23 protein-coding genes and 1 riboswitch are annotated in these 25,353 nt (G+C 62.9%); of the genes, 17 read left to right on the forward strand and 6 right to left on the reverse strand.

What is annotated here, in order from left to right:
* On the forward strand, window positions 1-193 hold a 193-nt coding region (locus RHIZ70P_RS23175), incomplete at its 5' end, for a hypothetical protein (RefSeq protein ID WP_210209759.1).
* Between the two features lie 179 nt (window positions 194-372).
* On the opposite strand, the gene RHIZ70P_RS18445 is transcribed toward RHIZ70P_RS23175, so the two are convergent.
* The gene (locus RHIZ70P_RS18445; RefSeq protein ID WP_115671945.1) at window positions 373-1,818 is read right to left on the reverse strand and encodes an aldehyde dehydrogenase; all 1,446 of its coding nucleotides are present in this window, start codon (window positions 1,816-1,818) and stop codon (window positions 373-375) included.
* A gap of 58 nt (window positions 1,819-1,876) precedes the next feature.
* Window positions 1,877-3,328 carry an aldehyde dehydrogenase gene (locus tag RHIZ70P_RS18450; protein ID WP_115671946.1) on the reverse strand — a complete coding sequence of 484 codons (1,452 nt, stop codon included), beginning with the start codon at window positions 3,326-3,328 and terminating at the stop codon, window positions 1,877-1,879.
* Window positions 3,329-3,448: 120 nt separating this feature from the next.
* Here RHIZ70P_RS18450 and RHIZ70P_RS18455 point away from each other — a divergent pair, with 120 nt between their 5' ends.
* Window positions 3,449-4,327, forward strand: a complete 879-nt coding sequence (locus tag RHIZ70P_RS18455) for a helix-turn-helix domain-containing protein (RefSeq protein WP_115671947.1) — start codon at window positions 3,449-3,451, stop codon at window positions 4,325-4,327.
* 38 nt (window positions 4,328-4,365) lie between these two features.
* Here the strand turns inward: RHIZ70P_RS18455 and RHIZ70P_RS23305 are convergent, their stop codons facing one another.
* Complete coding sequence (locus tag RHIZ70P_RS23305; protein ID WP_235842276.1) at window positions 4,366-4,743, reverse strand: hypothetical protein; 378 nt, start codon at window positions 4,741-4,743, stop codon at window positions 4,366-4,368.
* A 39-nt stretch (window positions 4,744-4,782) separates the two neighbouring features.
* Window positions 4,783-4,998: riboswitch (cobalamin riboswitch) on the forward strand.
* Between the two features lie 51 nt (window positions 4,999-5,049).
* Here RHIZ70P_RS23305 and RHIZ70P_RS18465 point away from each other — a divergent pair.
* The 6 genes from RHIZ70P_RS18465 to RHIZ70P_RS18490 all read left to right on the forward strand — a co-directional run bounded on the left by RHIZ70P_RS18465 (window position 5,050) and on the right by RHIZ70P_RS18490 (window position 13,608).
* Complete coding sequence (locus tag RHIZ70P_RS18465; RefSeq protein WP_115671948.1) at window positions 5,050-5,703, forward strand: energy-coupling factor ABC transporter permease; 654 nt, start codon at window positions 5,050-5,052, stop codon at window positions 5,701-5,703.
* A 194-nt stretch (window positions 5,704-5,897) separates the two neighbouring features.
* Complete coding sequence (locus RHIZ70P_RS18470; protein WP_115671949.1) at window positions 5,898-6,848, forward strand: phosphoribosylaminoimidazolesuccinocarboxamide synthase; 951 nt, start codon at window positions 5,898-5,900, stop codon at window positions 6,846-6,848.
* A 120-nt stretch (window positions 6,849-6,968) separates the two neighbouring features.
* Window positions 6,969-7,529, forward strand: a complete 561-nt coding sequence (locus tag RHIZ70P_RS18475) for a TetR family transcriptional regulator (protein ID WP_235842279.1) — start codon at window positions 6,969-6,971, stop codon at window positions 7,527-7,529.
* 154 nt (window positions 7,530-7,683) lie between these two features.
* The gene (locus RHIZ70P_RS18480) at window positions 7,684-8,898 is read left to right on the forward strand and encodes an efflux RND transporter periplasmic adaptor subunit (protein WP_115671950.1); all 1,215 of its coding nucleotides are present in this window, start codon (window positions 7,684-7,686) and stop codon (window positions 8,896-8,898) included.
* 41 nt (window positions 8,899-8,939) lie between these two features.
* Entirely contained in the window at window positions 8,940-12,053 is a 3,114-nt protein-coding gene (locus RHIZ70P_RS18485) for an efflux RND transporter permease subunit (RefSeq protein ID WP_115671951.1), read from the forward strand.
* Window positions 12,054-12,195: 142 nt separating this feature from the next.
* Window positions 12,196-13,608, forward strand: coding sequence for an efflux transporter outer membrane subunit (locus tag RHIZ70P_RS18490; protein WP_115671952.1), 1,413 nt, complete (start codon window positions 12,196-12,198; stop codon window positions 13,606-13,608).
* Between the two features lie 102 nt (window positions 13,609-13,710).
* On the opposite strand, the gene RHIZ70P_RS18495 is transcribed toward RHIZ70P_RS18490, so the two are convergent.
* On the reverse strand, window positions 13,711-14,541 hold the full coding sequence (locus tag RHIZ70P_RS18495) for a MerR family transcriptional regulator (protein ID WP_115671953.1): 831 nt from the start codon (window positions 14,539-14,541) through the stop codon (window positions 13,711-13,713).
* A 160-nt stretch (window positions 14,542-14,701) separates the two neighbouring features.
* On the opposite strand from RHIZ70P_RS18495, the gene RHIZ70P_RS18500 reads away from it, so the two are divergent.
* Both RHIZ70P_RS18500 and RHIZ70P_RS18505 read left to right on the forward strand, forming a co-directional pair.
* Entirely contained in the window at window positions 14,702-15,985 is a 1,284-nt protein-coding gene (locus RHIZ70P_RS18500) for a 4-aminobutyrate--2-oxoglutarate transaminase (RefSeq protein WP_115671954.1), read from the forward strand.
* Window positions 15,985-17,469 (forward strand): NAD-dependent succinate-semialdehyde dehydrogenase, encoded by a 1,485-nt coding sequence (locus RHIZ70P_RS18505; protein WP_115671955.1) that lies wholly within the window; start codon window positions 15,985-15,987, stop codon window positions 17,467-17,469. The genes RHIZ70P_RS18500 and RHIZ70P_RS18505 overlap by 1 nt, the downstream gene beginning before the upstream one ends.
* Before the next feature lie 65 nt (window positions 17,470-17,534).
* Here the strand turns inward: RHIZ70P_RS18505 and RHIZ70P_RS18510 are convergent, their stop codons facing one another.
* Window positions 17,535-18,443 carry a hydrogen peroxide-inducible genes activator gene (locus tag RHIZ70P_RS18510; protein WP_115671956.1) on the reverse strand — a complete coding sequence of 303 codons (909 nt, stop codon included), beginning with the start codon at window positions 18,441-18,443 and terminating at the stop codon, window positions 17,535-17,537.
* A gap of 102 nt (window positions 18,444-18,545) precedes the next feature.
* Between RHIZ70P_RS18510 and RHIZ70P_RS18515 the strand changes: the two genes are divergently transcribed.
* A complete protein-coding gene (locus RHIZ70P_RS18515; protein ID WP_115671957.1) occupies window positions 18,546-18,776 on the forward strand; it encodes a YdcH family protein in 231 nt (76 codons plus the stop codon).
* 143 nt (window positions 18,777-18,919) lie between these two features.
* Complete coding sequence (locus RHIZ70P_RS18520) at window positions 18,920-19,924, forward strand: sodium-dependent bicarbonate transport family permease (protein ID WP_115671958.1); 1,005 nt, start codon at window positions 18,920-18,922, stop codon at window positions 19,922-19,924.
* A gap of 68 nt (window positions 19,925-19,992) precedes the next feature.
* Here the strand turns inward: RHIZ70P_RS18520 and efp are convergent, their stop codons facing one another.
* Window positions 19,993-20,562, reverse strand: a complete 570-nt coding sequence (gene efp / locus RHIZ70P_RS18525) for an elongation factor P (protein WP_115671959.1) — start codon at window positions 20,560-20,562, stop codon at window positions 19,993-19,995.
* Between the two features lie 144 nt (window positions 20,563-20,706).
* Between efp and epmA the strand changes: the two genes are divergently transcribed.
* From epmA to RHIZ70P_RS18550, 5 genes are all read left to right on the forward strand, one after another.
* Complete coding sequence (gene epmA, locus RHIZ70P_RS18530; protein ID WP_115671960.1) at window positions 20,707-21,771, forward strand: EF-P lysine aminoacylase EpmA; 1,065 nt, start codon at window positions 20,707-20,709, stop codon at window positions 21,769-21,771.
* On the forward strand, window positions 21,768-22,808 hold the full coding sequence (locus tag RHIZ70P_RS18535) for a lysine-2,3-aminomutase-like protein (protein ID WP_115671961.1): 1,041 nt from the start codon (window positions 21,768-21,770) through the stop codon (window positions 22,806-22,808). The genes epmA and RHIZ70P_RS18535 overlap by 4 nt, the downstream gene beginning before the upstream one ends.
* Before the next feature lie 195 nt (window positions 22,809-23,003).
* Window positions 23,004-23,255 (forward strand): acyl carrier protein, encoded by a 252-nt coding sequence (locus RHIZ70P_RS18540; RefSeq protein ID WP_115671962.1) that lies wholly within the window; start codon window positions 23,004-23,006, stop codon window positions 23,253-23,255.
* A complete protein-coding gene (locus RHIZ70P_RS18545) occupies window positions 23,255-24,436 on the forward strand; it encodes an acyl-CoA dehydrogenase family protein (RefSeq protein WP_115671963.1) in 1,182 nt (393 codons plus the stop codon). Before RHIZ70P_RS18540 ends, RHIZ70P_RS18545 begins: the two co-directional genes overlap by 1 nt.
* Window positions 24,437-24,441: 5 nt before the next feature.
* Window positions 24,442-25,350 (forward strand): amino acid--[acyl-carrier-protein] ligase, encoded by a 909-nt coding sequence (locus RHIZ70P_RS18550; RefSeq protein ID WP_115671964.1) that lies wholly within the window; start codon window positions 24,442-24,444, stop codon window positions 25,348-25,350.
* Window positions 25,351-25,353 lie beyond the last annotated feature (3 nt).

The following is a 25,353-nucleotide window of genomic DNA, read 5'->3' on the forward strand; positions in this document are numbered from 1 at the left end:
ATCTTCCCGCCAAACCATCCAGTCCGGCAACCCATCAGCATCTCAGCCAATTTCCAGAAGATTTCTCATGAACGAAAGACTTCGTCGCCAGCAGCGCCGCCGCCCTCGTTCAGTGAGCGGGGTTATAAACTCACCCCCAGAAACAAGTCAACAGCCTTTTGTCAAAAAACTGTCGTTTTTCTCAAGTCATTGAAAAAAATAAGAAATTTTAACCACCCTCCGGCAGAGCGCTTGGTCGCCGACAGAACTAAACTCTCAGACTTCCCTTCATCAATTGGGGTGTTCAATCGGGGATTTCAAGGCCAGCGACCAATGCCACTTGAGGCTATGCCAGCCGCATGTCAACGCGGCTGGCACAGTCCCTTGTCAGGACTAGAAGGGATAGTGCTGCTGCGCGTCCTCGATCGTCACCCATCGCAGCGTGGTGAATTCGTTGATCGCCGCCTTGCCGCCGAAACGGCCATAGCCGCTCCCCTTGACGCCGCCGAACGGCATCTGCGCCTCGTCGTGCAGTGTCGGGCCGTTGATGTGGCAGATCCCCGTCTCGAGTTGCTCGGCCACCCGCAAGGCCCGCTGTACATCGCGGCTGAAGACGGCAGAGGACAGGCCATATTCGCTGTCATTGGCGACACGGATGGCCTCTTCCTCACCCGATACCCGGATCACCGGCTTGACCGGACCGAAGGATTCCTCGGTAAAGACCCGCATGCCGTCATGCACGGCGTCGATCACCGTCGCCTCGAAAACGGAGCCGTGTCGCTTGCCCCCGGCCACGACCTTGGCACCCTTCCCCACCGCGTCGGCGACCATGGCCTCCATCTTGGCGGCAGCCTCCGGGCTCACCAGCGAGCCGAGCACGACATGACCGCGCGGATCGCCTGCCGGCAGCTGGGCGGCACGCGCCGACAGCTTGGCGACGAATTCATCGGCCACCGTCTCGTCGACGATGAAGCGCTCGGTCGACATGCAGATCTGCCCCTGGTTCATGAAGGCGCCGAACACCGCGGCATTGACCGCACCGTCGATGTCGGCATCGTCGAGCACGATCAACGGAGCCTTGCCGCCGAGCTCGAGCAGCGCCGGCTTCAGGTGCCGGCCGCACAGTTCGCCGATGATCCGGCCGACGCGGGTCGAGCCGGTGAAGTTGACGCGCTTGACCTCGGGGGCGGCGATCAGCGCCTCGACCACCTGCGCCGCGTCTTCCGGCGCATTGGTGATGACGTTGACGACGCCATCCGGCAGGCCGGCCTCGACCATCACCTGGCCGATCATCACATGCAGGCCGGGGCACTGTTCCGACGCCTTGAGGATGACGGTATTGCCGCAGGCGAGCGCCATGGCGATGGCTCTTGTGCCGAGGATGACCGGCGCGTTCCACGGCGCAATGCCGACGCAGACGCCGGCCGCCTGGCGCACGCCCATCGACAGCGATCCCGGCTTGTCGGACGGAATGATCTCGCCATGGATCTGCGTGGTCATCGCCGCCGCTTCGCGCAACATATTGGCGGCCAGCATGACGTTGAACCCGGCCCAAGGGGCCGTGCCGCCGGTCTCGGCGGTCAGAAGGGCGATGAAATCCGGGGCCTTTGCATCCATAACGTCGGCGGCCTTGGAAAGAAGGGCGCGCCGGGCGCCGGGGCCGATCTTCGACCAGGCCGGGAAGGCGCCAGCGGCAGCGGCCACCGCTGCCTTGACATCCTCAATGCCGCTGGCCGGGGCGGCGCTGGCGACGGCGCCGGTAAAGGGATCGTGGCGTACGAAGGTCTTGCCGGAAATCGCTCCGACCGGCTTGCCGTTAATGATCTGCTTGATGTCCATTTTCTGATATCCTCTCGTTGTCGTGGGCAATGGTGTGTCTGATGGAGCTGAAGCCGTCCTAGATGGGATAAGGCCGGCGGTGCGGATTGACGGTGATCCAGCGTAGCTCGGTAAACGCCTCGACCGCCTGCTGGCCGCCGAAACGGCCGTAGCCGCTGGCCTTCACGCCACCGAAAGGAGCATGGGGATCGTCCGTGACGGTCGCGCCGTTGACGTGGCATATGCCGGACTCGATGCGACGCGCGACCGCGATCGCCTGGCCGATGTCCCGCCCGAAGACCGAGGCCGACAGGCCGTACTGGCAGTCATTGGCGATCGTCACCGCCTCATCGAGGCTTTCCGCCCGGATCAGTGCCGCGACCGGGCCAAAACTCTCCTCGCGGTAGAGCCGCATCACCGGCGTGACATGGTCGAGCACGGTTGCGTCCATGAAACTGTCATGGGTCGTGCCGCCGACAAGCAGCGATGCCCCCTTGGCCTGCGCATCGGCAACGAGGCCCCTCACCCGCTGGACCGCCTCGGCACCGATCATCGGCCCAAGCGCAATGCCCGAGATCCGCGGGTCGCCGGCCTTGAGGGAGCGGGACTTCGCGGCAAACCGCGCGGCAAATTCGTCCGCGATCGGGTCGAGCAGGATGATCCGCTCGGTCGACATGCAGATCTGGCCCTGGTTGAAGAAGGCGCCGAAGGCCGCCGCGTCGACCGCATGATCGAGATCGGCATCGGCGAGCACCACGAGCGGCGCCTTGCCACCGAGTTCCAGCAGGCAAGGCTTGAGATGCCGTGCGGCGATCTGCGCGACGATCCGGCCGACACGGGTGGAGCCGGTGAAATTGACGCGACGGACGGCGGGATGGCCGATCAGCACCTCGACGATGTCTTCGGCATCCTGCGGCGCGTTGCTGACGACATTGACGACACCGGCAGGCGTGCCGGCCTCGATCAGGACGTCGGCCAAAAGACGGTGTGTGTGCGGGCATAGCTCGGATGCCTTGAGCACCACCGTGTTGCCGCAGGCGAGGGGCATGGCGATCGCCCTTGCGCCGAGGATGATCGGCGCGTTCCATGGCGCCATGCCGAGGCAGACGCCGGCCGGCTGGCGCAAGCCCATGGAGAGCAATGCTCCCTGGTCGGAGGGGAGCAGAGAACCGCAAATCTGGGTGGTCATGCCCGCAGCGTCGCGCAGGATTTCTGCCGCAAGCTCGATGTTGAAGCGGCACCAGGCGTCCGTGGCTCCCGTCTCGGCGGTCATCGCCGAATTGATTTCACCGGAACGGGCAAGGAGACGATCGGCGGCGGCAAGGAGAATGGCGCGTCTTTCGCCTGGCCCGGTCAGCGACCAGCTCGGGAAGGCCGCAGCCGCGGCATCGGCCGCCCGGCGCGCGTCATTCATCGAGGCGGCGGACGCAATCGTCACCACGGCGCCGCCGACGGGATCGTGCCGCATGAAGGTGGCCGAACCTTCCGCCTCCTGGTCGCGGTTGTCGATGATGAGCTTCGCCTGGAACATGCCTGAATGAGCCTCCTCCCAAAGGCGACACGAGACTAGCCGCCGAGGCGCGCATTGAGAATGCGGAAAGTTGGGTTTATCTTGTGATTTTTCGGGAAAAGGTTCGACAGGGGCAAGGCGATGGTTCGTGCAAAGGGGGAAGTCGATTTTCGCCACTTCGAGCCGACGCTTGCGGCGCGCACCCTACAGGTCGCTTCCGCCCCAGAGACGCTCGGCCACCTGCTGTTCGTCGAAAGCGGCAAGGTCAGCCGCGAACACGTCGCCGGCAACGACGCCTGGCAAGCCCCCTGCCTCGCCTTCCTGCCCGGGTCCGGCCCAATGAAACTCGTCGTGGAAGCGGGATCTAACGCCTCGCTGATCGGACTTGCGCGGGCAGATATTGATGAGAGCAAATCTGCGAATGGCGAACTCTTGTGCAGCCTTCTGTCCGCCGAGCCTCGGGGGATCCCCGTCGAGCGGCGTCATATGGCGCGCCTTGCGCCGCTGCTCGCCGGCCTTGCCCGCGAAAGAGAGGAGGAAAACGGAGAGGCCCGCACGGCCACCGAGGCCTATGTCACCCTGATCCTGATCGAGACCTGCCGATTGGTGCTTCCCGACCAGGGACGAACCGCAGAGGAACCGGGTTCGACAAACCTACTCTTTCGCTTCCGTCAACTGGTCGAGCGTCATTTCCGCAGCCAGCGCTCGATCGCCACCTATGCGGGCGAACTCGGCATAACCACCGACCGCCTGCACGACATATGCCGACGCACAACGGGCCGCGCACCACTGCAACTCGTCCATGAACGGTTGACGCGGGAGGCAGCACTCAACCTCGAACGCTCGACGCGCAGCATTCAGGAGATCGCCGATACGCTCGGCTTCCGCGACGCCACCTATTTCAGCCATTTCTTCAAGCGCCAGACCGGCCTGCCTCCGGCCGCCTATCGCCGGCGGGCCCGGGTCGCGGGTGACGAACAGCGTGGAACCTTCACGGCAACCTATGCCGACTGGCCCTGAACGGCGCTTCGAGATCGGTCGTCCCGCTGCTTCGGGACTTACCCCTTGGTGATCAGGATCAGGATCACGAACATGGTGGGCACAGCTGCCAGTGCGGGAAGAATGATGGCGGGATAGCCGAAGGCAAGGATCGCGAGCAACCAGACCAGCAGCAGGTTGAGAACGAACAGCACCTTTGCCGTGGTCGGTCCGACGACCGCTTCCTTCAGCATCCAACCGAACAACGGCAATCGGTAAATCATCCGTGCAATCATCGCTTCATCCTTCCCGGGTCGCGCAATCTTGACATTCGTCACCCCTACTGACTGAGGCGATGTGCAGCAATGCGGCAAAATGACATTGGCCAGATGTGGCGAGGCGCCCGTCCGGTAGCCATCGACGAATGGCCGCTCGCCGAAACGGCTGAACTGCGGCAAAACACATGCCGCTTCTGGACATGCGTCGCGCAATGATCCTATTAGTGTGATCGTGATGGTTCTGCCAAACCGAACGGAGAGGCGGACGAAGAGGGAATACGGTGAGGACTACCCATCAGGGGCCGAAACCGTGGCTGCCCCCGCAACTGTAAACGGCGAGCGACGTCCAGAATGCCATTGGCCGAAAACGGCTGATAAGGCGGACCGAGCCGAGACCCGTGAGCCAGGAGACCTGCCATCGCACGCGCCGCGAAAGCGGCATCCACTGAAGAACCGCGCGGTGGGCGCGGACGAAAGGAACGACAAATGCATATCGAAGTTGGAATCATCGATCCGGCGCGCCTCGCCCTGGCGAACGCAGCCGCCCTCGCCCTCGTGGCCGCTCAACTCCCGGCGGTCGTCCGGAATCCGCTGGTCCTGCCGAAGGCCATCCTGGCCGCTGTCGGCTTCTCCGCCATGATGCAGATCTGGCACCTGCCGGTCGGCCCATCCGAGCTCCACCTGATCGGCGCCACGACCATCTACATGCTGTTCGGCTTCGCGCCAGCCATGCTCGGTTTCGCTCTGGGCCTCGTCCTGCAGGCATTCCTGTTTGAGCCGGGCGACATCCCGCATCTCGGCGTCAACGCCCTGTCCTTGATGATCCCCATGGTCGCCGCTCACTATAGCTTCGGCCGCCGCCTGTTCGACGCGAACCTTCGCGACCGCTTCAGCCTCGGCAAGGTCCTGCGCATCGACGCCGTCTACTATGCGGGCGTCTCCGCCATGGTCGGCTTCTGGCTGATGATCTCGAATGACAGCTTTGCCCTTGCCGACTGGGCAACCTGGGTCGCCGCCTACTTCCCGGTCTTCGTCGCCGAGGCCGTGATCACCTTCTCGGTCGTATCGGTCATCAAGGGCGTTCGCTCGAACGGTCTTGTCTCGCGCATGACCGAAGTGAACCGCCTGACTTTCGCCTGATGGCCTGCGGAGCTGTTCCGCAGGAATGACGACGCGAAGCGCGTGGCCCTGGGTCACGCGCTTTTTTCTTTGAAAAAGACGCCGGCTTGCGGTACCGGCCTTACAGAAGCCACCGCTCGAATTACGGTCGGCTCGAAATCCTGGTCCGGCTGGCACATCGGCCGTTTCGACCCGCTGATCAAAGGGTAACGCCGTTGCGCATTCTCTCCGAAGCCCACTTCCCCGAACTGCCGAACTATTATCGCGGCAAGGTGCGCGAGAACTATGATCTGCCCGACGGCAACCGCATCATCATCTCGACCGACCGGCTGAGCGCCTTTGACCGGATCCTCACCTGCATTCCCTACAAGGGACAGGTGCTGACCCAGACGGCGCGCTACTGGTTCGAGGAGACCGCCGACATCTGCCCCAATCATGTCGTCGCCTATCCCGACCCGAATGTCGTGGTCGGCAAGCGGCTGGACATCTTGCCGGTGGAGATCGTCGTGCGCGGCTATCTCGCCGGCACCACCGGCACCTCGGTACTCACGCTTTACAAGAAGGGCGAGCGCAAGATGTACGGCATCACCCTGCCGGACGGCCTGCGTGACAACCAGGTCTTGCCCGAGCCGATCATTACCCCGACGAGCAAGGCCTTCGATGGCGGTCACGACGAACCGCTCAGTGCGGAGCAGATCGTCTCGGAAGGTCTGCTGACGCAGGAACAGTGGGATACGGTCTCGCGCTATGCGCTGGCACTGTTCGCCCGTGGCCAGGAAATCGCCGCCAAGCGCGGCCTGATCCTTGTCGATACGAAGTATGAATTCGGCACCGATGCCAACGGCAAGATCCTGCTCGCCGATGAGATCCACACGCCGGACAGCAGCCGTTACTGGATCGCCGACAGCTATCGAGAGAGCTTCGAGAAGGGCGAGCGCCCGGCGAGTTTCGACAAGGATTTCGTCCGCTCATGGGTCGCCGAACGCTGCGATCCCTACAAGGACGAGATCCCGGAAATCCCGGTCGAACTGGTCGAGGCGACCTCGAAGGTCTACATAAAGGCCTACGAAACCATCACCGGGCTCCGGTTCGAGCCGGATGATCGCGGCGAGACACCGCGCGACCGCGTCCGGATGAACCTCGCCCCCTACTTCCCCGGGAGTTGACCGACCGTGCCCATCGCGCGCGAAAAGGCTAGATCGACCAAGGCCGTCCCGACGAACGACGGCACCGCTCGCTCCCCGTCGCGCCGCCTCCGCCGGCCGGCCGAGGAAACGCGCGAGGACATCCTCAACACGGCCGACCACCTTTTTCGCACCCGTGGCTATGCGAGTGTCGCCATCGCCGACATCGCCACCGAGCTTGGCATGTCGCCCGCCAATGTCTTCAAGCATTTCCATTCGAAAACGAACCTCGTCGACGCGATTTCGGCGCGTCACATCGAGAAAATGATTGACCGCCTCAGTGGCCTGGAAACGACCAAGCCGGCGCCGGAACGTCTGCTGGACTTCGTCAAGCGACTGATGGAAAGTCATCTGCGCGACCTGGCGGACAATCCCTACCTGTTCGAGATGGTCCTCCTGACAGCCAAGGAGGACCTGCAATGCGGCCATCGCTATCGGGACCGGCTCCTTGCAGACTTGACTGTCATTATCGAAGAAGGAATTGCGGAAGGCAGCTACAAGGTCGCCAATAGCCACAAGGCCGCGAATTCGGCCTTTCTCGCACTCAGCTGCGTCTTGCATCCGGTCATGATCGCAAACGAAAAGGCTGACATATTGGCAACACGCTGCGAAGATGTCGTCGCGCTCATTAATGCTGCGCTGCAAAACCCTCTTGCCAAGTGACGATAACTTGAATACGTCACTTGGCAGTTGATGCCAGACCTTTATTGTATTGCTCCGTCATGCGCCTCGTCGATTAACGAGAGTTAATTTCCATGGCGGCCCGTGATGCTGTAGCGCTAGACCGACCCGCCCCATTGATGACCCGGAAACGACAATGAAAAGACACTTTAAGCTGACCACAGCCCTGTTGGTACTCTCCGCCGTGCTGGTGGGCTGTAACGATTCAGAAACCGCTGGCAAGGCTCCGGCCGGGGCTGGGGCCGGGGCCGAACGACCGCCATCACCGGTCAGCGTCGTTGTCATGAAGAAGGCGGAACAACCGCTGACCTCGCTGTTGCCCGGACGCGCGGCAGCCTTCCAGGTCGCCGAAATTCGTCCCCGCGTCAGCGGCATCATCAAGGAGATCGCCTTCAAGGAAGGCAATGAAGTCAAGGAGGGTACCCTCCTCTACAAGATCGAGGACGACACCTATCGCGCACAGGTCGCACAGGCAGAGGCAAGCCTTGCCAAGGCCGAGGCCGGCGTTCCGAGCGCTGAGGCCAACCTTGCCCGCTATGAGCGTCTGGTCGGCAGCGGCGCCACCCAGATCGAATTCGAAAATGCCAAGGTCACGCTGCTGCAGGCAAAGGCCGATGTCGCCGAGGCCAAGGCGGCGCTGAATGCCGCCCAGATCAACCTCGACCTGACGGAGATCCACGCCCCCTTCGAAGGCGTCACCAGCGCATCGAATTTCTCCATCGGCAATGTCGTGACCGCCAACCAGACGGATGCGCTCACCACGCTGCGCCGTCTCGATCCGATCTACATCGAACTCACCGAATCCAGTGCCAACCTGCTGCGCCTGAAACAGGCGATCGCGGCCGGCCGGATGAGCGACGGCGACGAAACTGCCGACATCAAGCTGACGCTGGAGGACGGCATAGAATATCCGCATGTCGGCAAACTCGACATGTCGGAAATGGCCGTCAGCGAAACGACCGGCACCTATTCGATCCGTGCCGTTTTCGACAACCCGGACAATCTCATCCTGCCGGGCATGTATGTCCGCGCCACCGTGACGGTCGGCAAGGAGAACGGCTATCTCATTCCGCAACGCGCCGCCAACCGCGATGCGCGTGGTGAATTGACAGCAAAGTTCGTCAATGCCGAAGGTGTCGTGGAGACGCGCACCTTCGCCGAAAGCGCCGTATCCGGCAACAATTGGCTGGTCACCGAAGGGATAGCCGACGGCGACAAGCTGATCGTCGACGGGTTCCAATGGATCGGCGATGGCGCCCCGGTCGCCCCGGTCGAAGCAACCGTCGATGACAAGGGTTTCGTCGTTGAAACGCCGAAGGCACCGGAAACAAGCCCGGCCGCAAAACCCTGAACGGGCGCGGCAGGCAGTACAAAGGCGCTAAGGGGTAACCAATGGCCAAGTTCTTTATTCGTCGTCCAATCTTTGCCTGGGTGATCGCGATCGTGATCATGCTGGGCGGAGCCCTGGCGATTTCCACGCTTTCCATCTCACAATATCCGGAAATCGCGCCGACCACCGTGCGCATCTCCGCGACCTACAACGGCGCAAGCGCCGAAACGGTCGAGAAATCGGTGACGTCGATCATCGAGGACGGCATGACCGGCCTCGATGACCTGACCTACATGACTTCCTCGTCGAGCACCGGCCGCGCTTCGGTCACGCTGACCTTCGGCAACAGCGTCGAGCCGGACATCGCCCAGGTTCAGGTACAGAACAAGCTTCAGCTCGTGCAGTCCCAACTCCCCGACGTGGTTCAGTCGGCCGGCATTTCCGTCACCCGTTCGACGTCGAGCATTCTGCTCGTCGGCGCGCTGGTATCGACGGACGGCGCCCGTATGCCTGTCGAGCTCGGCGACATCTTCTCTTCGCAGATCGAGGACCAGATCAAGCGCCTCGAAGGTGTGGGCAGCATCGAGGTCTTCGGTACCGGCTACGCCATGCGCGTCTGGCTGGACCCGTTCAAGCTCAACAAGTTCCAGCTGACCCCCACCGATGTCACCAGCGCCATTCAAGCCCAGAACACCCAGGTGTCCGTCGGCTCGCTGGGCAACCAGCCTGTCGCGGCCGGCCAGCAGCTGAGTGTGACGGTAACCGCGCAGAGCCAGTTGCGGAACGTCTCGGATTTCGAATCCATCATCCTGAAGGTCGAGACCGACGGCGCCACGGTTCGCCTGAGCGACGTCGCCCGCATCGAGATCGGCCAGGAAAGCTATTCGACCAACACAAGGGCGAACCGCAATCCCGCCACCGGCTTTGCGGTCAATCTGGCGACCGGCGCAAACGCGCTCGACACGGCCGAACGGGTAAAAACGGCACTCGCGGCCATAGCACCGTCGCTGCCGGAAAACGTGATCATCACCTATCCTTACGATACCTCACCCTTCGTCCAGCTGTCGATCGAGAAGGTCGTCCATACGCTGATCGAGGCGATCGTCCTCGTCTTCTTCGTCCTGCTGATCTTCCTGCAGAACCTGCGCGCTACCCTCATTCCGATGATCGCCGTTCCGGTCGTCCTGCTCGGAACCTTCGGAATCCTGGCGCTGACCGGTTACTCGATCAACACGCTAACCATGTTCGCCATGGTTCTCGCCATCGGCCTACTCGTCGACGACGCCATCGTCGTGGTCGAGAACGTTGAGCGCATCATGTCGGAGGAAGGTCTGTCGCCGCTAGAGGCGACCGAGAAGTCGATGGGCGAGATCACCGGTGCGATCATCGGCATTGCACTCGTGCTGACCGCGGTGTTCATCCCGATGGCCTTCTTCGGCGGCTCGACCGGGATCATCTACCGCCAGTTCTCCGTTACCATCGTCTCGGCCATGCTGCTTTCCGCCGTCGTCGCCATCGTGCTGACGCCGGCGCTCTGCGCCACCATGCTGAAGCCGATCGACCACACCAAGGAACGCCGGGGGCTTGGGGGCTGGTTCAATCGCAACTTCGACCGGACCACCAACGGCTATGTGTCCAGCATCGGCTACCTGCTGAAGCGCCCGATGCGCGTCATGCTGATGTTCGCCATCGTCATAGGTGGCTGCGCCTGGATCTTCATGCGAATGCCGAGCTCCTTCCTGCCGCAGGAAGACCAGGGCGTCCTGATGACGATCGTGCAGTTGCCCAACGGCGCAACGACGGCGCGCACGGAAGAGGTGATCAAGAAGATCGAGGACTATTACCTTGAGAAGGAGAAGGACGCGATCCAGGACGTATTCGCCGTGTCCGGCTTCAGCTTTGTCGGCCAGGGCCAGAACTACGCACTCGTCTTCGCCAAGCTCAAGGACTTCGACGAACGCAAGGCGCCGGAACTCGCCGCCTCCGCGGTCGTGCAGCGGGCGATGGGTTATTTCTTCACCCTCCGTGACGCCATGGTCTTCCCGCTCCAGCCGCCGGCCATTCCCGGCCTCGGCACCTCCAGCGGCTTTTCCATGTATCTGGTCGACAGCGGAAATAACGGCACCGAGGCATTGACTGCCGCCTCCAAGCAGCTGATCGGACTGGGCACCACAAATGCCAAGGTCAGTTCGCTGCGCTCCAACAGCCCGGATGCAGAGAGCCAGCTGAAGATCCTGCTCGACCAGGAGAAGATGGGGGCGATGGGCGTCGACCTTGCGACCGTCAATTCCATGCTGTCGACGATCTTCGCCGGCCGCGATGTCAACGACTTCACCCTGAACAACGAACTGAAGCCGGTCTACGTTCAGGGCGACGCGCCCTACCGCATGCAGCCGGACGACCTCGGTCATTGGTATGCCCGCAACACGGCCGGCGAGATGGTGCCGTTTTCGGCTTTCAGCCAGGTTTCCTGGGTCGGTGGCCCGCCCACTCTGGCGCGCTACAACGGCACCAGTGCCATCTCGCTCGAGGGTGCAGCGGGTCCCGGTATCAGTTCCGGCGATGCGATGGACGAAATGGAGCGCCTGACGGCGGGCCTGGAAGGCGGATATTCGGTCGCCTGGCAGGGGATTTCCTACCAGGAACGCCTTTCCGGTTCGCAGGCTCCGCTTCTCTACGCCCTGTCCATCCTGATCGTTTTCCTCTGCCTCGCGGCCCTGTATGAGAGCTGGTCGATCCCGTTCTCTGTCATCATGGCCGTGCCGGTCGGCGTGCTCGGCGCCCTTGCCGCCGCCTATTTCTTCGATCAGGCCAATGACGTCTACTTCAAGGTCGGACTGCTGACGACCATCGGCCTTGCCGCGAAGAACGCCATCCTGATCGTCGAGTTCGCCCGGGATCGCATGGCGCAGGGAGCAGACCTCCTGGACGCAACGCTAGAGGCCGCGCGCCTTCGCCTGCGTCCGATCATCATGACCTCGCTCGCCTTCATCCTCGGCGTCGTGCCGCTGGCGATCGCCACCGGTGCCGGTTCGGCGGCGCAGAACTCGATCGGCATCGGCGTGCTTGGCGGCATGCTGGCCGCAACCGCGCTCGGCATCTTCTTCGTGCCCTCCTTCTTCGTGATCGTTCGGAAGCTTACAACCCGTGCAAAAACGAAAGAGGCACTGTCATGACATTCAATGGCTTGCTAGGTTAACAAAATACCTGCGCCGCGATTTGCGAATCACGGCGCAGTTGAGGCATGGGGCGCACGGCGATTGGTCTTTTAGGCCTGCTCTTGCGTTCGACACCCTGATTACAATCTAGGATAAGACGATGGTATCCATTCGCGTAGCCGCCCCCCTCGCCCTGCTGCTGCTGTCCGGCTGTGTGACCGGCCCGGATCACACGCCGCCGCAGACCCCGCTTCCGGAAAAATTTGCCGAAGGCGGCAAGAAGAGCAATGGCGAAGTTGCCATGGCAGCCTGGTGGACCGCCTTTAACGACCGACGCCTCAACGGGCTCGTCGAGCAGGGTCTCGATCAGAACCTCGATGTCCTGCAGGCGCTCGAGCGCATCAGCGCGGCGCAGGCGAGTGTCGTCGTCGCCGGCGCCGGCGGCCTGCCGTCTTTGGGCCTGTCGGGCGACGAATCGCTCTCGAAGACCGGGGGCACCGGCGACTACGTCACCCGCACCACCGATACGACCTCGACGGCGAGTGCCGGGCTCAGCGTGTCCTGGCTCCTCGACCTCTTCGGCCAGTATCGCCGCGCCAAGGAAGGGGCCATGGCCTCGCTCGATGCTGCCTATGCCAGCGCCGACGTCGCCAAGCTGTCCTATCTGTCCGACCTCGTGACCTCCTACATCAATGCGCGTTACTATCAGGAACGCATCGCCATCGCCCGTAAGAACCTTGCCTCGCGGCGCGAGACGCTGGATCTGACCAAGCTGCAGCTCGAAGCGGGCGCCGCATCGCGTCTCGACGTCGTGCAGTCGGAAGGTCTGGTCAATTCGACGCTCGCCGATCTGCCGGGCCTGGAAACGAATTTCCGTCAGTCGGCGCATCACATCGCCACCCTGCTGGGCCTGCCGGCCTCCGCGCTCATCGCCGACCTGCAGAAGGGTGCGCCCCAGCCTATCGCGCGGCGTAGCGTCAATGCCGGCGTTCCGGCCGACCTCATCCGCAACCGTCCGGACATCCGCAAGGCGGAACGCGAACTCGCCGCTGCCGTCGCCGAAATCGGCGTCGCCGAGGCACAGCTCTATCCGTCCATCACGCTGGGCGGCTCGATCTCGCCCTCCTGGGTTTCGACGAAGTCGCTGGCCGGCAGCATCACCTCCTGGTCCTTTGGCCCCAGCCTGACCCTGCCGATCCTCGACGGCGGACGCCTGAAGGCCAATGTCGACATCGCGGAATCGTCCGCACGCGGCGCTTATCTGGCTTGGAAGGCCTCCGTGCTCAATGCGGTCGAGGAAGTCGAAAACGCGCTCGCCGCGGTCAACCGCGACAGCCAGACCGTCAATGCCTTGACGGCGACCGTTCGCTCTTATGAGGAAGCCCTGTCGCTTTCGACGGCAAGCTACAAGGACGGCGCCTCCTCGCTGCTCGACGTACTCGACGCCCAGCGTTCAGTGTCGACCGCGCAGGCAAGCCTTGCCCAGGCCGTCCAGCAAATGGCGGCCGACTATGTCGCACTCAACGTCGCCATCGGCGGCGGCTATGCCTTCGACAAGAAGGCCGGCATGTAAGCCCGGCCGGACATCAAAGCAGAAAGCCCGGCGATCGGAGACGATCGCCGGGCTTTTCTTTTCCAGGCGTCCGATCGCGGTTGGTCGCGGTGGCGATGCCGTTCAAAACGTGGCCGGCGTATTGATCCACAAGAGCACAGTCTCCCCATCGAAGCTGTTGTGCCAGGAATGCGGCCTGCGGCTTTCGAAATAGAAGCTGTCGCCGGCATGCAGTTCGAAGAAACGATCCCCGTCGAGGATGATCTCCAGGCTACCCGACAGCACATGGATGAACTCTTCGCCTTCGTGCTGATAGGCCCCTTCGCTGGAAGCGCCGGGCGCCAGCTGGAAGCGGTTGCATTCCATCTGGTTGCGACCTTCGGCCAGCACCTGCACCTTCACCCCGGACGTCGTCGTCGGCCAGGTCGGCCATCGGCCATCGCGGATCAGGGATTCCCCGCCCTGGCCCTGTTCCTGGCCGCTGAGCGACGCGAGCGTCGTGCCGAGAAAGGCGGCGACGCCGTGCAGCGCAGTGAAGGAAAGGCCCTGAGAGGTGCGCTCGAAGGTGGAGAGCTGCGACACCGAAACGCCGGTGGCCTGGGCCACCGCCTCGAGCGTCTTGCCCGCATCCCGTCGCAGGCGGCGGATCTTGAGCCCGACCGGCATTTCCGCCTGCTCGGAACCACCGTCCGCTTCGCCCTCGGCAAAGCCTGCTTCGTCCGCCGCATCCTCGTCCCGGAGGCTTTGCCGGATCGCCGCCGGATTGAGCCCCTTTTCGCTGCGCAGCCAGGCAATGGTCTTCAGTCGCTCGACAAGCGCGCGATCATAAAGCCGCTGACCGGAGGGAGTCCGGAGCGGCTCTATCAGTTCCTGCGTCTCCCACAGCCTGAGCGTAGAAGCGGAGACGCCCGCCATCCTGGCGGCCTCGGCAATCTTGAAACGGATGTCATCCATGCGGATCGAACCCTGTCAGCGCGATGTCATTGCCATGCGTGATAATTGCGACAAACCATATTGCAAGTCTACAGAAAAAATGTAGGAAATATTGCAGCCTTGCGATCGAACACGAATGGCCGACGCCGAGGGTCAAACCGTCACCAGAGGAATTTTTGAAATGAAGAACTCCGAAATCGCAGTTCGCAAGAACGAAGCCATCTCGCGCGGCGTCGGCATGACCACCCAGGTCTATGCCGCCAAGGCCGAAAACGCCGAGGTCTGGGATGTCGAGGGTCGTCGCTACATCGACTTCGCCGGCGGTATCGCAGTTCTCAACACCGGCCATCGCCATCCGAAGGTCATCGAGGCGGTGAAGAAGCAGCTCGATTGCTTCACGCACACCTGCCACCAGGTCATGCCCTACGAGAACTATGTCGCGCTGGCCGAGCGCCTCAACAAGCTGGTTCCGATCGCCGGCCCGAAGAAGACCATCTTCGCCACGACCGGCGCGGAAGCCGTCGAAAATGCCGTCAAGATCGCCCGTTGCGCCACCGGCCGCTCGGCCGTCATCGCCTTTACCGGCGCCTTCCATGGCCGCACCTTCATGGGCATGGCGCTGACCGGCAAGGTCGTTCCCTATAAGGTCGGGTTCGGCCAGATGATGGGCGATGTCTTCCACGTCCCCTTCCCGATCGAACTACACGGCATCAGCGTCGAGGAATCACTCGACGTTCTCGACAAGCTGTTCAAGGCCGACGTCGACCCGAAGCGCGTCGCCGCGATCATTCTCGAGCCGGTGCAGGGCGAAGGCGGCTTCTACGAAGTGCCGCGTGCGCTGATGAAGGCGGTGCGCCAGATCTGCGACGAGCACGGCATCCTGCTGATCGCCGACGAAGTGCAGACCGGCTTTGCCCGTACCGGTAAGCTGTTCGGCATGGAAAACTACGACGTCCAGCCTGACCTGATGACCATGGCGAAGAGCCTGGCCGGCGGCTTCCCGCTGTCCGCCGTCACCGGCCGCGCCGAACTGATGGACGCCCCTGGCCCCGGCGGTCTCGGCGGCACCTATGCCGGCAACCCGCTGGCGATCGCCGCATCCCATGCCGTTCTCGACGTCATCGAGGAGGAAAAGCTCTGCGACCGCGCCAACCAGCTCGGAGGCCGTCTCAAGCAGCGCCTCGAAGCCCTGCGCGCCGACATTCCGCAGATCTCCGACATCCGTGGCCCGGGTTTCATGGTTGCCGTCGAATTCGCCCAGGCCGGCACAACCAAGCCGGACGCTGACCTGACCAATGCCATCCGCCTGAAGGCGCTGGAGAAGGGCCTTATTCTCCTCACCTGCGGCGTCTATGGTAACGTGATCCGCTTCCTGTCGCCGATCACCATCCAGGACGAGGTCTTCAACGAAGCGCTCGACATTATCGAAGCCTCGATCCGCGAAGTCGTGGGAGAAAAGAAGTAATGACCATTTCCAACATCCTCGCCTCGAAGCTCAAGGATGCCTCGCTTGCCACCGACAAGGCTCTTGTCGGCGACGAGTGGGTCTCGGCATCCTCCAGCGGAAAGACCTTTGAAGTGACCAACCCGGCGACCGGCGACGTGATCGCCGTTCTGCCGAACCTCGGCCAGGCGGAAGTCGCCCGCGCTATCGAAATCGCCGACAAGGCACAGAAGGCTTGGGCCAAGAAGACCGGCAAGGAACGCGCCGGCGTCCTTCGCAAACTGTTTGACCTGATGGTCGCCAATGCCGACGACCTGGCCACCATCCTGACCATGGAAATGGGCAAACCCTGGCCGGAGGCCCGCGGCGAAATCCTCTACGGCGCCTCTTACGTCGAGTGGTTCGGCGAGGAAGCCAAGCGCGTCTACGGCGACACCATTCCCGGTCACCAGGCCGACAAGCGCATCATGGTCATCCGCCAGCCGGTCGGCGTTGTCGGCGCCATCACGCCGTGGAACTTCCCCAACGCCATGCTCGCCCGCAAGATGGCACCCGCCGTCGCCGTCGGTTGCGCCATGGTGTCGAAGCCCGCCGCCCAGACTCCGCTTTCGGCCCTGGCGCTCGCCATCCTCGCCGAACGCGCTGGCCTGCCGCTCGGAGTCTTCTCGGTCATCACCTCGACCGACGCCGCCATGGTCGGCAAGGAGTTCTGCGACAATGACAAGGTCCGCAAGCTGACGTTTACCGGTTCGACCAATGTCGGCCGGATCCTGATGCGCCAGGGTGCCGACCAGATCATGAAGCTCGGCCTTGAACTGGGCGGCAACGCCCCGTTCATCGTCTTCGACGACGCGGATCTCGACGCCGCCGTCGAAGGCGCAATGATCTCCAAGTACCGCAATGCCGGCCAGACCTGCGTCTGCGCCAACCGTCTCTACATCCAGGCGGGCGTCTATGATGCCTTCGCCGCCAAGCTCGCCGAGCGCGTCGGCCAGATGAAGGTGGGCGATGGCTTTGCCGAAGGCGTGACCACCGGTCCGCTGATCGACACCAATGCCCTGAAGAAGGTCGAGGAGCACGTCGCCGACGCCGTCTCCAAGGGCGCCAAGGTGGCACTGGGCGGCAAGCCGGCCGACCAGGGCGGCCTGTTCTTCCAGCCGACGATTCTGACCGGCGTGACCTCCGACATGAAGGTCGCCGTCGAGGAAACCTTCGGTCCGGTGGCGCCGCTCTTCAAGTTCGAGACCGAGGAAGAGGTGATCGAGCTCGCCAACAACACCGAGTTCGGCCTCGCCTCCTACTTCTACTCGAAGGACGTGGCGAAGATCTTCCGCGTTGCCGAAGCGCTCGAATACGGCATGGTCGGCATCAATACCGGCCTGATCTCCACCGAGGTCGCACCGTTCGGTGGCATCAAGCAATCCGGCCTCGGCCGCGAAGGTTCGAAATACGGTATCGATGACTACACCGAGCTGAAATACATGTGTCTCGGCGGGATCGCCTGACCCCAGCTTGGAGCAGCAATTGCAGCCCCGGCCTCGCGCCGGGGTTTTTTCGTCTCCGCCGCCCCTCAGAACAGCGACTGGGCCACCGCCTCGCCGAGGCGTGCCAGCGCCTCGAAGTGCCCGCCCCGCGCACTCGACTTGCGCCAGAAGAAACCGATCTGCCGCTCTCCCGACCAGCCGTCCAGCGTCAGCAGCCGGACATTCTGCTCCTTCTCGAACTCGGAACGAACATAGAGTTCCGGAAACAGCGACAGCCCCATCTCGATCGACACCATCTGCCTCAGCGCGTCGAGGCTCGAGCCTTCGTAGTCCTCGGCCAGCAAGGCGCCCGAAACCGTGGCCAGGCTTCGCACATCATCGAGCAGCCGATGCCCCGGCCCGAGCGTCAGCAACCGCTCGCCTTTGAGGGCCGAGACCGGCACGCGTTCCAGCCGGGCCAGCGGATGTTCCTTCGGGACGCCGAGATAGATGCGCTCGCGGCAGATGTGGCGGAACGAGAACAGGTCCTCCTGGTCCGGAATCTGCCCAAGCGCGCAGTCCGTCTCTCCCTCCAGGACCGCCCGCTCCAGCAGGCGGGGACGATCCTCGCGGATGTAGACCTTGAGATCCCGGTGCTCCCTGTGCAACCGAGGCAAAAGATAGGGCAGGAAATAGGGCCCGAAGGACGAAACGACCCCAAGCCGCAGGCTGCCGCCGAGATTGCCCTTGGAGCTGGCCGCAAGAGCCCTGATCTCGTCCAGACCGTGCAACACCACCCGTGCCGCAGCAATGATCTCGGCTCCGACCGGTGTCGGTGCCACCTGTCCCGGCATCCGCTCGATCAAGGTCGCGCCGAGCTGTTTTTCGAGCAGCGCCAACTGCACCGAAAGCGTCGGCTGCGACACGTTGCAGCGCCGCGCAGCCTCTCCGAAATGGCCTGTTTCTCCAAGCGCCACGAGGTATTCGAGCTGACGATGGGTCGGGCGATACGGCATGACACTTCCGATAGTTAAAAACTATTGGAACCATACAATCAATGAATTGGCCCAATCAAGTGCTATGCGCGATACTCTGTCTTGTACAAGAGGAGACCGAACATGAAGCAACTGCTCAAAGCCCTCAGGGCCCGCCATGCCCTGGTAGCCAACAAGATCGACGACGAGCAAAGGCGCCCGCAGCCGGACGGGTTTCGGGTCCGCTCCCTGAAAAAGATCAAGCTTCGCCTGAAGGAGCAGATCGCCTTCCTTGAGCGGTCAGAAACAACCCGCACGACGCCCGCGACCGACAGGTTCCGTCCGTTCGGCAGGCAGTTGTCGACCATCCGCTAGTTCGGCACAAACGTTCGAGCGCTGCAGCCGTAGCAGTGCAAAGACACGTTTGTCTGAGACCGGTAAGCACCGCTTACCGGTCTTTTTTCGGGCCATTTCTGCCACCCGCACCCGTTCATTGCCAGCCAACAGGTTCCCCCGTCATGACCGTATTTTCAGAGATAGCGTCAGCCAATCTCCTTTCACCGCCGGTGCTTTTCTTCATTCTCGGCCTTCTCGCCAGCCTTGCCGGCGCACAGCTTTCCCTTCCCGAGGGCGCGAACAAGATGCTTGCCGTCTACCTCATCCTCGCGATCGGCTTCAAAGGTGGTGCCGCCCTCTCGGTCGGCGGCGCCGGCGCACAGCTCGCCTGGCTGCTCCTTGCCGGCGTCGCACTCTCGGCGCTGATGCCGCTGATCGGCGAGCGATTGCTGCGCTTCATCTCACGGCTAGGCCCGATCGAACGCTCCGCCGTAGCCGCGCATTACGGCTCTGTCTCGATCGTGACCTTCGTCGCCGCTGCGACCGCCCTGACCACGCTCGGCATCCATCATGACGGGGCCATGGTGGCCGTTGCCGCAATTATGGAGACCCCCGCCATTCTCACCGCCCTCCTCCTGATCAACCGCGCCCGCGCCTCAAGCGCCGAGGGTGCTTCAAACCAGGTTCCGGCATCGGGCATCGGTTCGGTGTTGAACGAGGTCTTCCTCAACCAGACCATCGTCATCCTGCTCGGCGCCCTCGTCGTCGGCCTGGTCTCGGGCCAGACGGGTCTGCGCAGCGTCGAGCCTTTCCTGGTCGCTCCGTTTACCGGCGCACTTTGCATCTTCCTGCTCGACCTCGGCGCCCAGGCGGGCCGCGGCCTGCGCACCGGTTGGCGGGATCTGACGCCAGGCTTTCTGAGCTTTGCCGTTATGATGCCGATGACCGGCGCCACCCTTGCCGGGCTTTTCGCTGGCAGCATCGGCCTTGGGGTCGGCAACACGGCTCTGCTGATGACGCTCGCGGCAAGCGCCTCCTATATTGCGGTTCCCGCCGCCATGCGTCTGGCCGTACCGGAGGCCCGGCCGGCCATCTCGCTCAGCCTCGCGCTGGGGATCACCTTCCCCCTCAACATCCTGATCGGTATCCCGGTCTATGTCATCCTGGCCAAGGCGATCAGTTCCTGACCCGAAACGAAAAGCCCGGCATCCCATCCCTGGGATGCCGGGCCTGATTTCCGGATGATGAGCGAAGATCAGTTCTTCGCGCGCTCGACGTAGGAATTGTCTTCGGTCGCGATGACGACACGGGTACCAGCCTCGATATGCGGCGGCACCAGCGTGCGCAGGCCGTTGGACAGGATGGCCGGCTTGTAGGAAGACGACGCCGTCTGGCCCTTGGTGACCGGTTCGGTCTCGACGATCTCGAGGGTCACGTGGCGCGGCAGCTGGATGGCGAGCGCGATGCCTTCGTGCATGGACAGGATGCAGGTCATGCCTTCCTGCAGATAGGCTTTCTGGTCGCCCATGGTCTCGGCATCGACCACGACCTGGTCGTAGGATTCCGGGTTCATGAAATGGAAGCCTTCGCCGTCCTCGTAGAGGAACTGGAAGTTGACGTCTTCGACGAAGGCGCGCTCGACCTGCTCGGTGGTGCGCCAGCGTTCCGACACCTTCACGCCGTCGACGATGCGGCGCATGTTCACCTGGGTGACCGGCGTACCCTTGCCGGGATGGAAGTTTTCGGCGGTAAGAACCACATAGAGCTTGCCGTCCACATCGAGAACGTTGCCCTTGCGAACCGAAGAGGCGATGACCTTGACCATTGGAATTCCTTGTAACTGCGAAAGACCCGTCGTAAAGGACGACCCGCCGTCCCTGCTGATGTCTTTTGAATTTTCCTGGGCGCAACTAACCCAAAATCGGCCAAATAGCCAGCCCACCTTGCAACAAGGACCGAGAAAGCCGGAATGAACGATCGCCGCCGCTCCTCTGCCCCATGGTGGACGCCTTCGGCCCACGCCGACCGCCGCCCCTTCCTGCTCGGCCGCAACGCCATCCAGTCGGCATTTCGTGCCTATTTCGCCGATCGCGACTTCATCGAGGTGGATACGGCGACGCTACAGATCTCGCCCGGCAACGAGGCCCATCTGCACGCCTTTGCCACCGAAGCGATCGGTCATGACGGCATCGCGTCCCCGCTCTACCTCCACACCTCACCCGAATTCGCCTGCAAGAAGTTGCTGGCCGCCGGGGAACGCCGCATTTCCTGTTTCGCCCACGTCTATCGCAACCGCGAGCGCGGCCCGCTGCACCACCCCGAATTCACCATGCTGGAATGGTATCGCGCGGGCGAGGGCTACGAGACGCTGATGGCCGATGCGGCGGCGCTTGTCGCCCTGTCGGGGGAAACAATGAAGACGCGTGGCTTCTCCTATCGTGGCAAGAACTGCGATCCCTTCCTTGAGCCTGAGCGTCTTTCGGTTGCCGAGGCCTTTCGGCGCCATGCCGGCATCGACCTGCTTGGCTCGGTGGAGGCCGGCGGCGCAACGAGCCGCGATCATCTGGCGGCGCAGCTGCGCAAGGCCGGCATGCGGGTGGCCGACGACGACACCTGGGCGGACCTGTTCAGCCGCGTGATCGTCGAGAAGGTCGAGCCGCATCTCGGCATGGGACGCCTCACCATCCTCGACGAATACCCGGTGGCGGAGGCGGCGCTGGCCCGTCCATCCGCAAGCGACCCGCGCGTCGCCGAACGCTTCGAACTCTATGCCTGCGGCGTCGAACTCGCCAATGCCTTTGGCGAACTGACGGATGCCGGCGAACAACGCCGCCGCTTCGAGGCGGAGATGATCGAGAAGCAACGCGTCTATGGCGAGACCTATCCGCTCGACGAGGATTTCCTCGAAGCACTTGCCATCATGCCGGAGGCTTCGGGGATCGCGCTGGGATTTGACCGGCTGGTCATGCTGGCAACAGGCGCCGTGCGCATCGACCAGGTGATGTGGGCCCCCGTCGCGGAGACGGCGCCGTGACCGCACAAAGCCTGCACAGCGTCGATGACCTGATCGGTGCCGGTCTTGTTTCCCCGGACGAGCGGGACGCACTCAATCGCGTCGCGTCACGATATGCCGTCGCCCTCACCCCAACGGTGCGGGGCTTGATCGACCCATCCGACCCCGCCGACCCGATTGCCCTGCAATATGTACCGACGGCGGCGGAACTGATCGAAACGACGGACGAGCGCGCCGACCCGATCGGGGATCACGCCCACAGCCCGGTCGAGGGCATCGTCCATCGCTACCCGGATCGGGTGCTCCTCAAGGTCGTTCACGTCTGTCCGGTCTATTGTCGCTTCTGCTTCCGCCGCGAAATGGTGGGCCCCCAGGGCGACGGCAGTCTGACGCCGGGACAACTGGAAAACGCGCTTCGCTACATCGCCTCCCACGCCGAGATCTGGGAAGTCATCCTGACCGGAGGCGATCCCCTGATCCTGTCACCGCGCCGGCTGCGAGACATCATGACGGCACTGGCGGCGATACCGCATGTCAGGATCGTCCGCATCCACAGCCGCGTCCCGGCTGTCGATCCGCAACGGATCAGCCCCGAACTGATCGACGCGCTGAAGGCGAGCGGCAAGACGGTCTTCGTCGCGATGCACGCCAACCATCCGCGCGAAATGTCGCCACCCGTCCGGGATGCCTGCACCCGGCTCGTCGATGCCGGCATCGCCATGGTCAGCCAGAGCGTGCTTCTGAAAGGCGTCAACGACGACCCGGACATTCTGGCTGAACTGATGCGCACCTTCGTCGAATGCCGCGTCAAACCCTATTACCTGCATCATCCCGACATGGCGCCAGGCACCGGCCATTTCCGCCTGTCTCTCGCCGAGGGCCAGGCCATCATGAAGGCCTTGCGCAGCAAGGTTTCCGGCCTCTGCATCCCGACCTATATCCTCGACCTGCCCGGCGGGCACGGCAAGGTCTCCGTCGGCGATGGCATGCTAAGCGAAATCGAGCCAGGCCGCTATGCCGTCCTCGATCGCCACAACGCACTTCATCACTACCCCTGAGAGCGTCGCAACCTTCTGGAAAAGATGCAAATTTTTCTGGTCCTGCGAACCGTTGAGATGCCCCGCTGAGGGTCCACTGACGGATGTCAGAACCGCTCATTTTTCCTTAACTACGGCATTTAGCGGAATCTTATGCTTTCGCCCCTAAGAAATTACCCAGCATTTTGGAGAATAGCATCCGGGAAGGGTAAGTAGATGAACGAGACAATTCGGACTTTGCTGGCAAAACTCGGTGGCCTGCCTGTATCCGTCGACACCATCGCCAATGACGGCGATCTCTATGCGGCCGGCCTGTCGTCCTTTGCCTCGGTACAACTCATGCTCGGCCTCGAGGAAGCCTTCGATATCGAGTTTCCCGATCACCTGCTGAACCGCAAGTCGTTCGCCAGCATCGCCGCGATCGAGGCGACCATCCAATCCATTCTCGAGGATAGAAAGGTCGCCTGATGGACCTCTCCGCCAAGTCCCAAGAGACGCACCTGAAGTCCCGCGCCATTCGGGTTGCCACCGTCGCCGCCGCCTATGCCGACGACGTCGACAAGGCCGGACGCTTCCCCCGCGAGGCGATCGAGGAAATGAAGGCCGTCAAGCTGATGGGCATCATGATCCCCTCGGAACTGGGCGGCGAAGGCCTGTCGACCTCGGAGATCGCCGAGGTCTGTACCATTATCGGCCAGGCCTGCGCTTCGAGCGCGATGATCTTCGCCATGCACCAGATCAAGGTTTCGAGCCTCGTCTCGCACGGCCATGAAGCCGAGTGGCATCGCGAATTCATGCGCCGGGTCGCCACCGAACAGCTGCTCCTCGGCTCGGCGACGACCGAAGCCGGTATCGGCGGCAACATGCGCAACAGCATTTGCGCGATCGAGGTGAAGGATGGCCGCTGCTATCTGGAGAAGGACGCGACCGTCATCTCCTACGGCATCGACTGCGACGCCATCCTGATCACCTCGCGCAGCCACAAGGACGCGGCCTCCTCCGACCAGGTGATGACGGTCTTCCTCAAGGACCAGTACACGCTCGAGCGCACCCAGACCTGGGACACGCTCGGCATGCGCGGCACCTGCTCGGACGGCTTCATCTTCAAGGGCGAGGCGCCGGCCGAACAGATCCTGCCGCAACCCTTTGCCGAGATCGCCGCCCAGTCCATGCTGGCAAGCGCGCATCTCCTGTGGAGTTCGCTTTGGTACGGCATCGCGGTCGATGCCTTCGCGCGTGCCCAAAACTTCGTGCGCGCCGCCGCTCGCAAATCGCCCGGCACTCAGCCGCCAGGCCTGGTCCAGCTCGCCGAAATGTCGAGCCAGCTTCAGGTCGTCCGCGCCAACATCGTCAACGGCCTGCAAGCTTTTGAAGCCGCCCGCAAGGATCAGGACCGCTTGTCCTCCATGGGCTTCGCCGTGGCGATGAACAATGTGAAGATTGCCTCCTCCGAGATGATCCTGCCGATCATCAACCAGGCCATGCGCATCTGCGGCATCCTCGGCTACAAGAACGGCACGCCCTACAGCCTCGGCCGGCATTTGCGCGACGCGCATTCGGCCGAACTGATGATCTCCAATGACCGCATCCTCGCCAACACCTCAACCATGCTGCTTGTTCACAAGCAGGAAACCGGATTGCTGGGATAAGAACCATGGATATGCAGGTAAGCTTCCTCGACCGCCTGTTCGAAAGCGGTCTCCTCATCGAAACCGGCGTCGACGGCCTCTATGGCCGTGGTGGGCGGTTTGAAGACGTGATCGCCGCCTTCGAGCGGCTGATCGACCGATATGGCGCTGCCGACGGTGCGGAAGCGATCCGTTTCCCGCCGGGCATGAACCGCGCCTATTTTGAGAAAAGCGGCTACATGAAGAGCTTCCCGCAGCTGGCCGGAACCGTGCACAGCTTCTGCGGCAACGAACTTGACCATGTCAGCCTGCTGAAATGCATGGACGCCGACGAGGACTGGACGGCCGAGCAGAAGGCGACCGACATCGTCTTGACGCCGGCGGCCTGCTATCCGCTCTATCCGACGATCGCCAAGCGCGGCAACCTGCCGGAGAAAGGCGGGCTCTACGACCTGCAATCCTATTGCTTCCGTCATGAGCCGTCCAACGATCCGGCCCGCCAGCAGCTATTCCGCATGCGCGAATATGTCTGCATGGGCAGCCAGCAACACGTCACCGACTTCCGCCAGACCTGGATGGATCGCGGCGTGAAGATCATGGCGGAGGTCGGCCTGCCGGTCGAGATCGACGTCGCCAACGACCCGTTCTTCGGCCGCGCCGGCAAGATGCTTGCCAACAACCAGCGCGACCAAAACCTCAAGTTCGAGCTGTTGATCCCGATCACCTCGGTCTCCAATCCGACGGCCTGCATGAGCTTCAACTATCACCAGGACGCCTTCGGCTCGAAATGGGGCCTGAACCTCGCCGACGGTTCGGTGGCACACACAGCCTGCGTCGGCTTCGGCCTGGAACGCATCGCGCTCGCGCTGTTCCATCATCATGGCCTCGACGTCGACCAGTGGCCCGCATCGGTTCGCGCCGCACTCTGGGGCTGATCC

Source organism: Paenirhizobium selenitireducens ATCC BAA-1503 (assembly GCF_900492185.1).
GTDB lineage: Bacteria > Pseudomonadota > Alphaproteobacteria > Rhizobiales > Rhizobiaceae > Allorhizobium > Allorhizobium selenitireducens_A.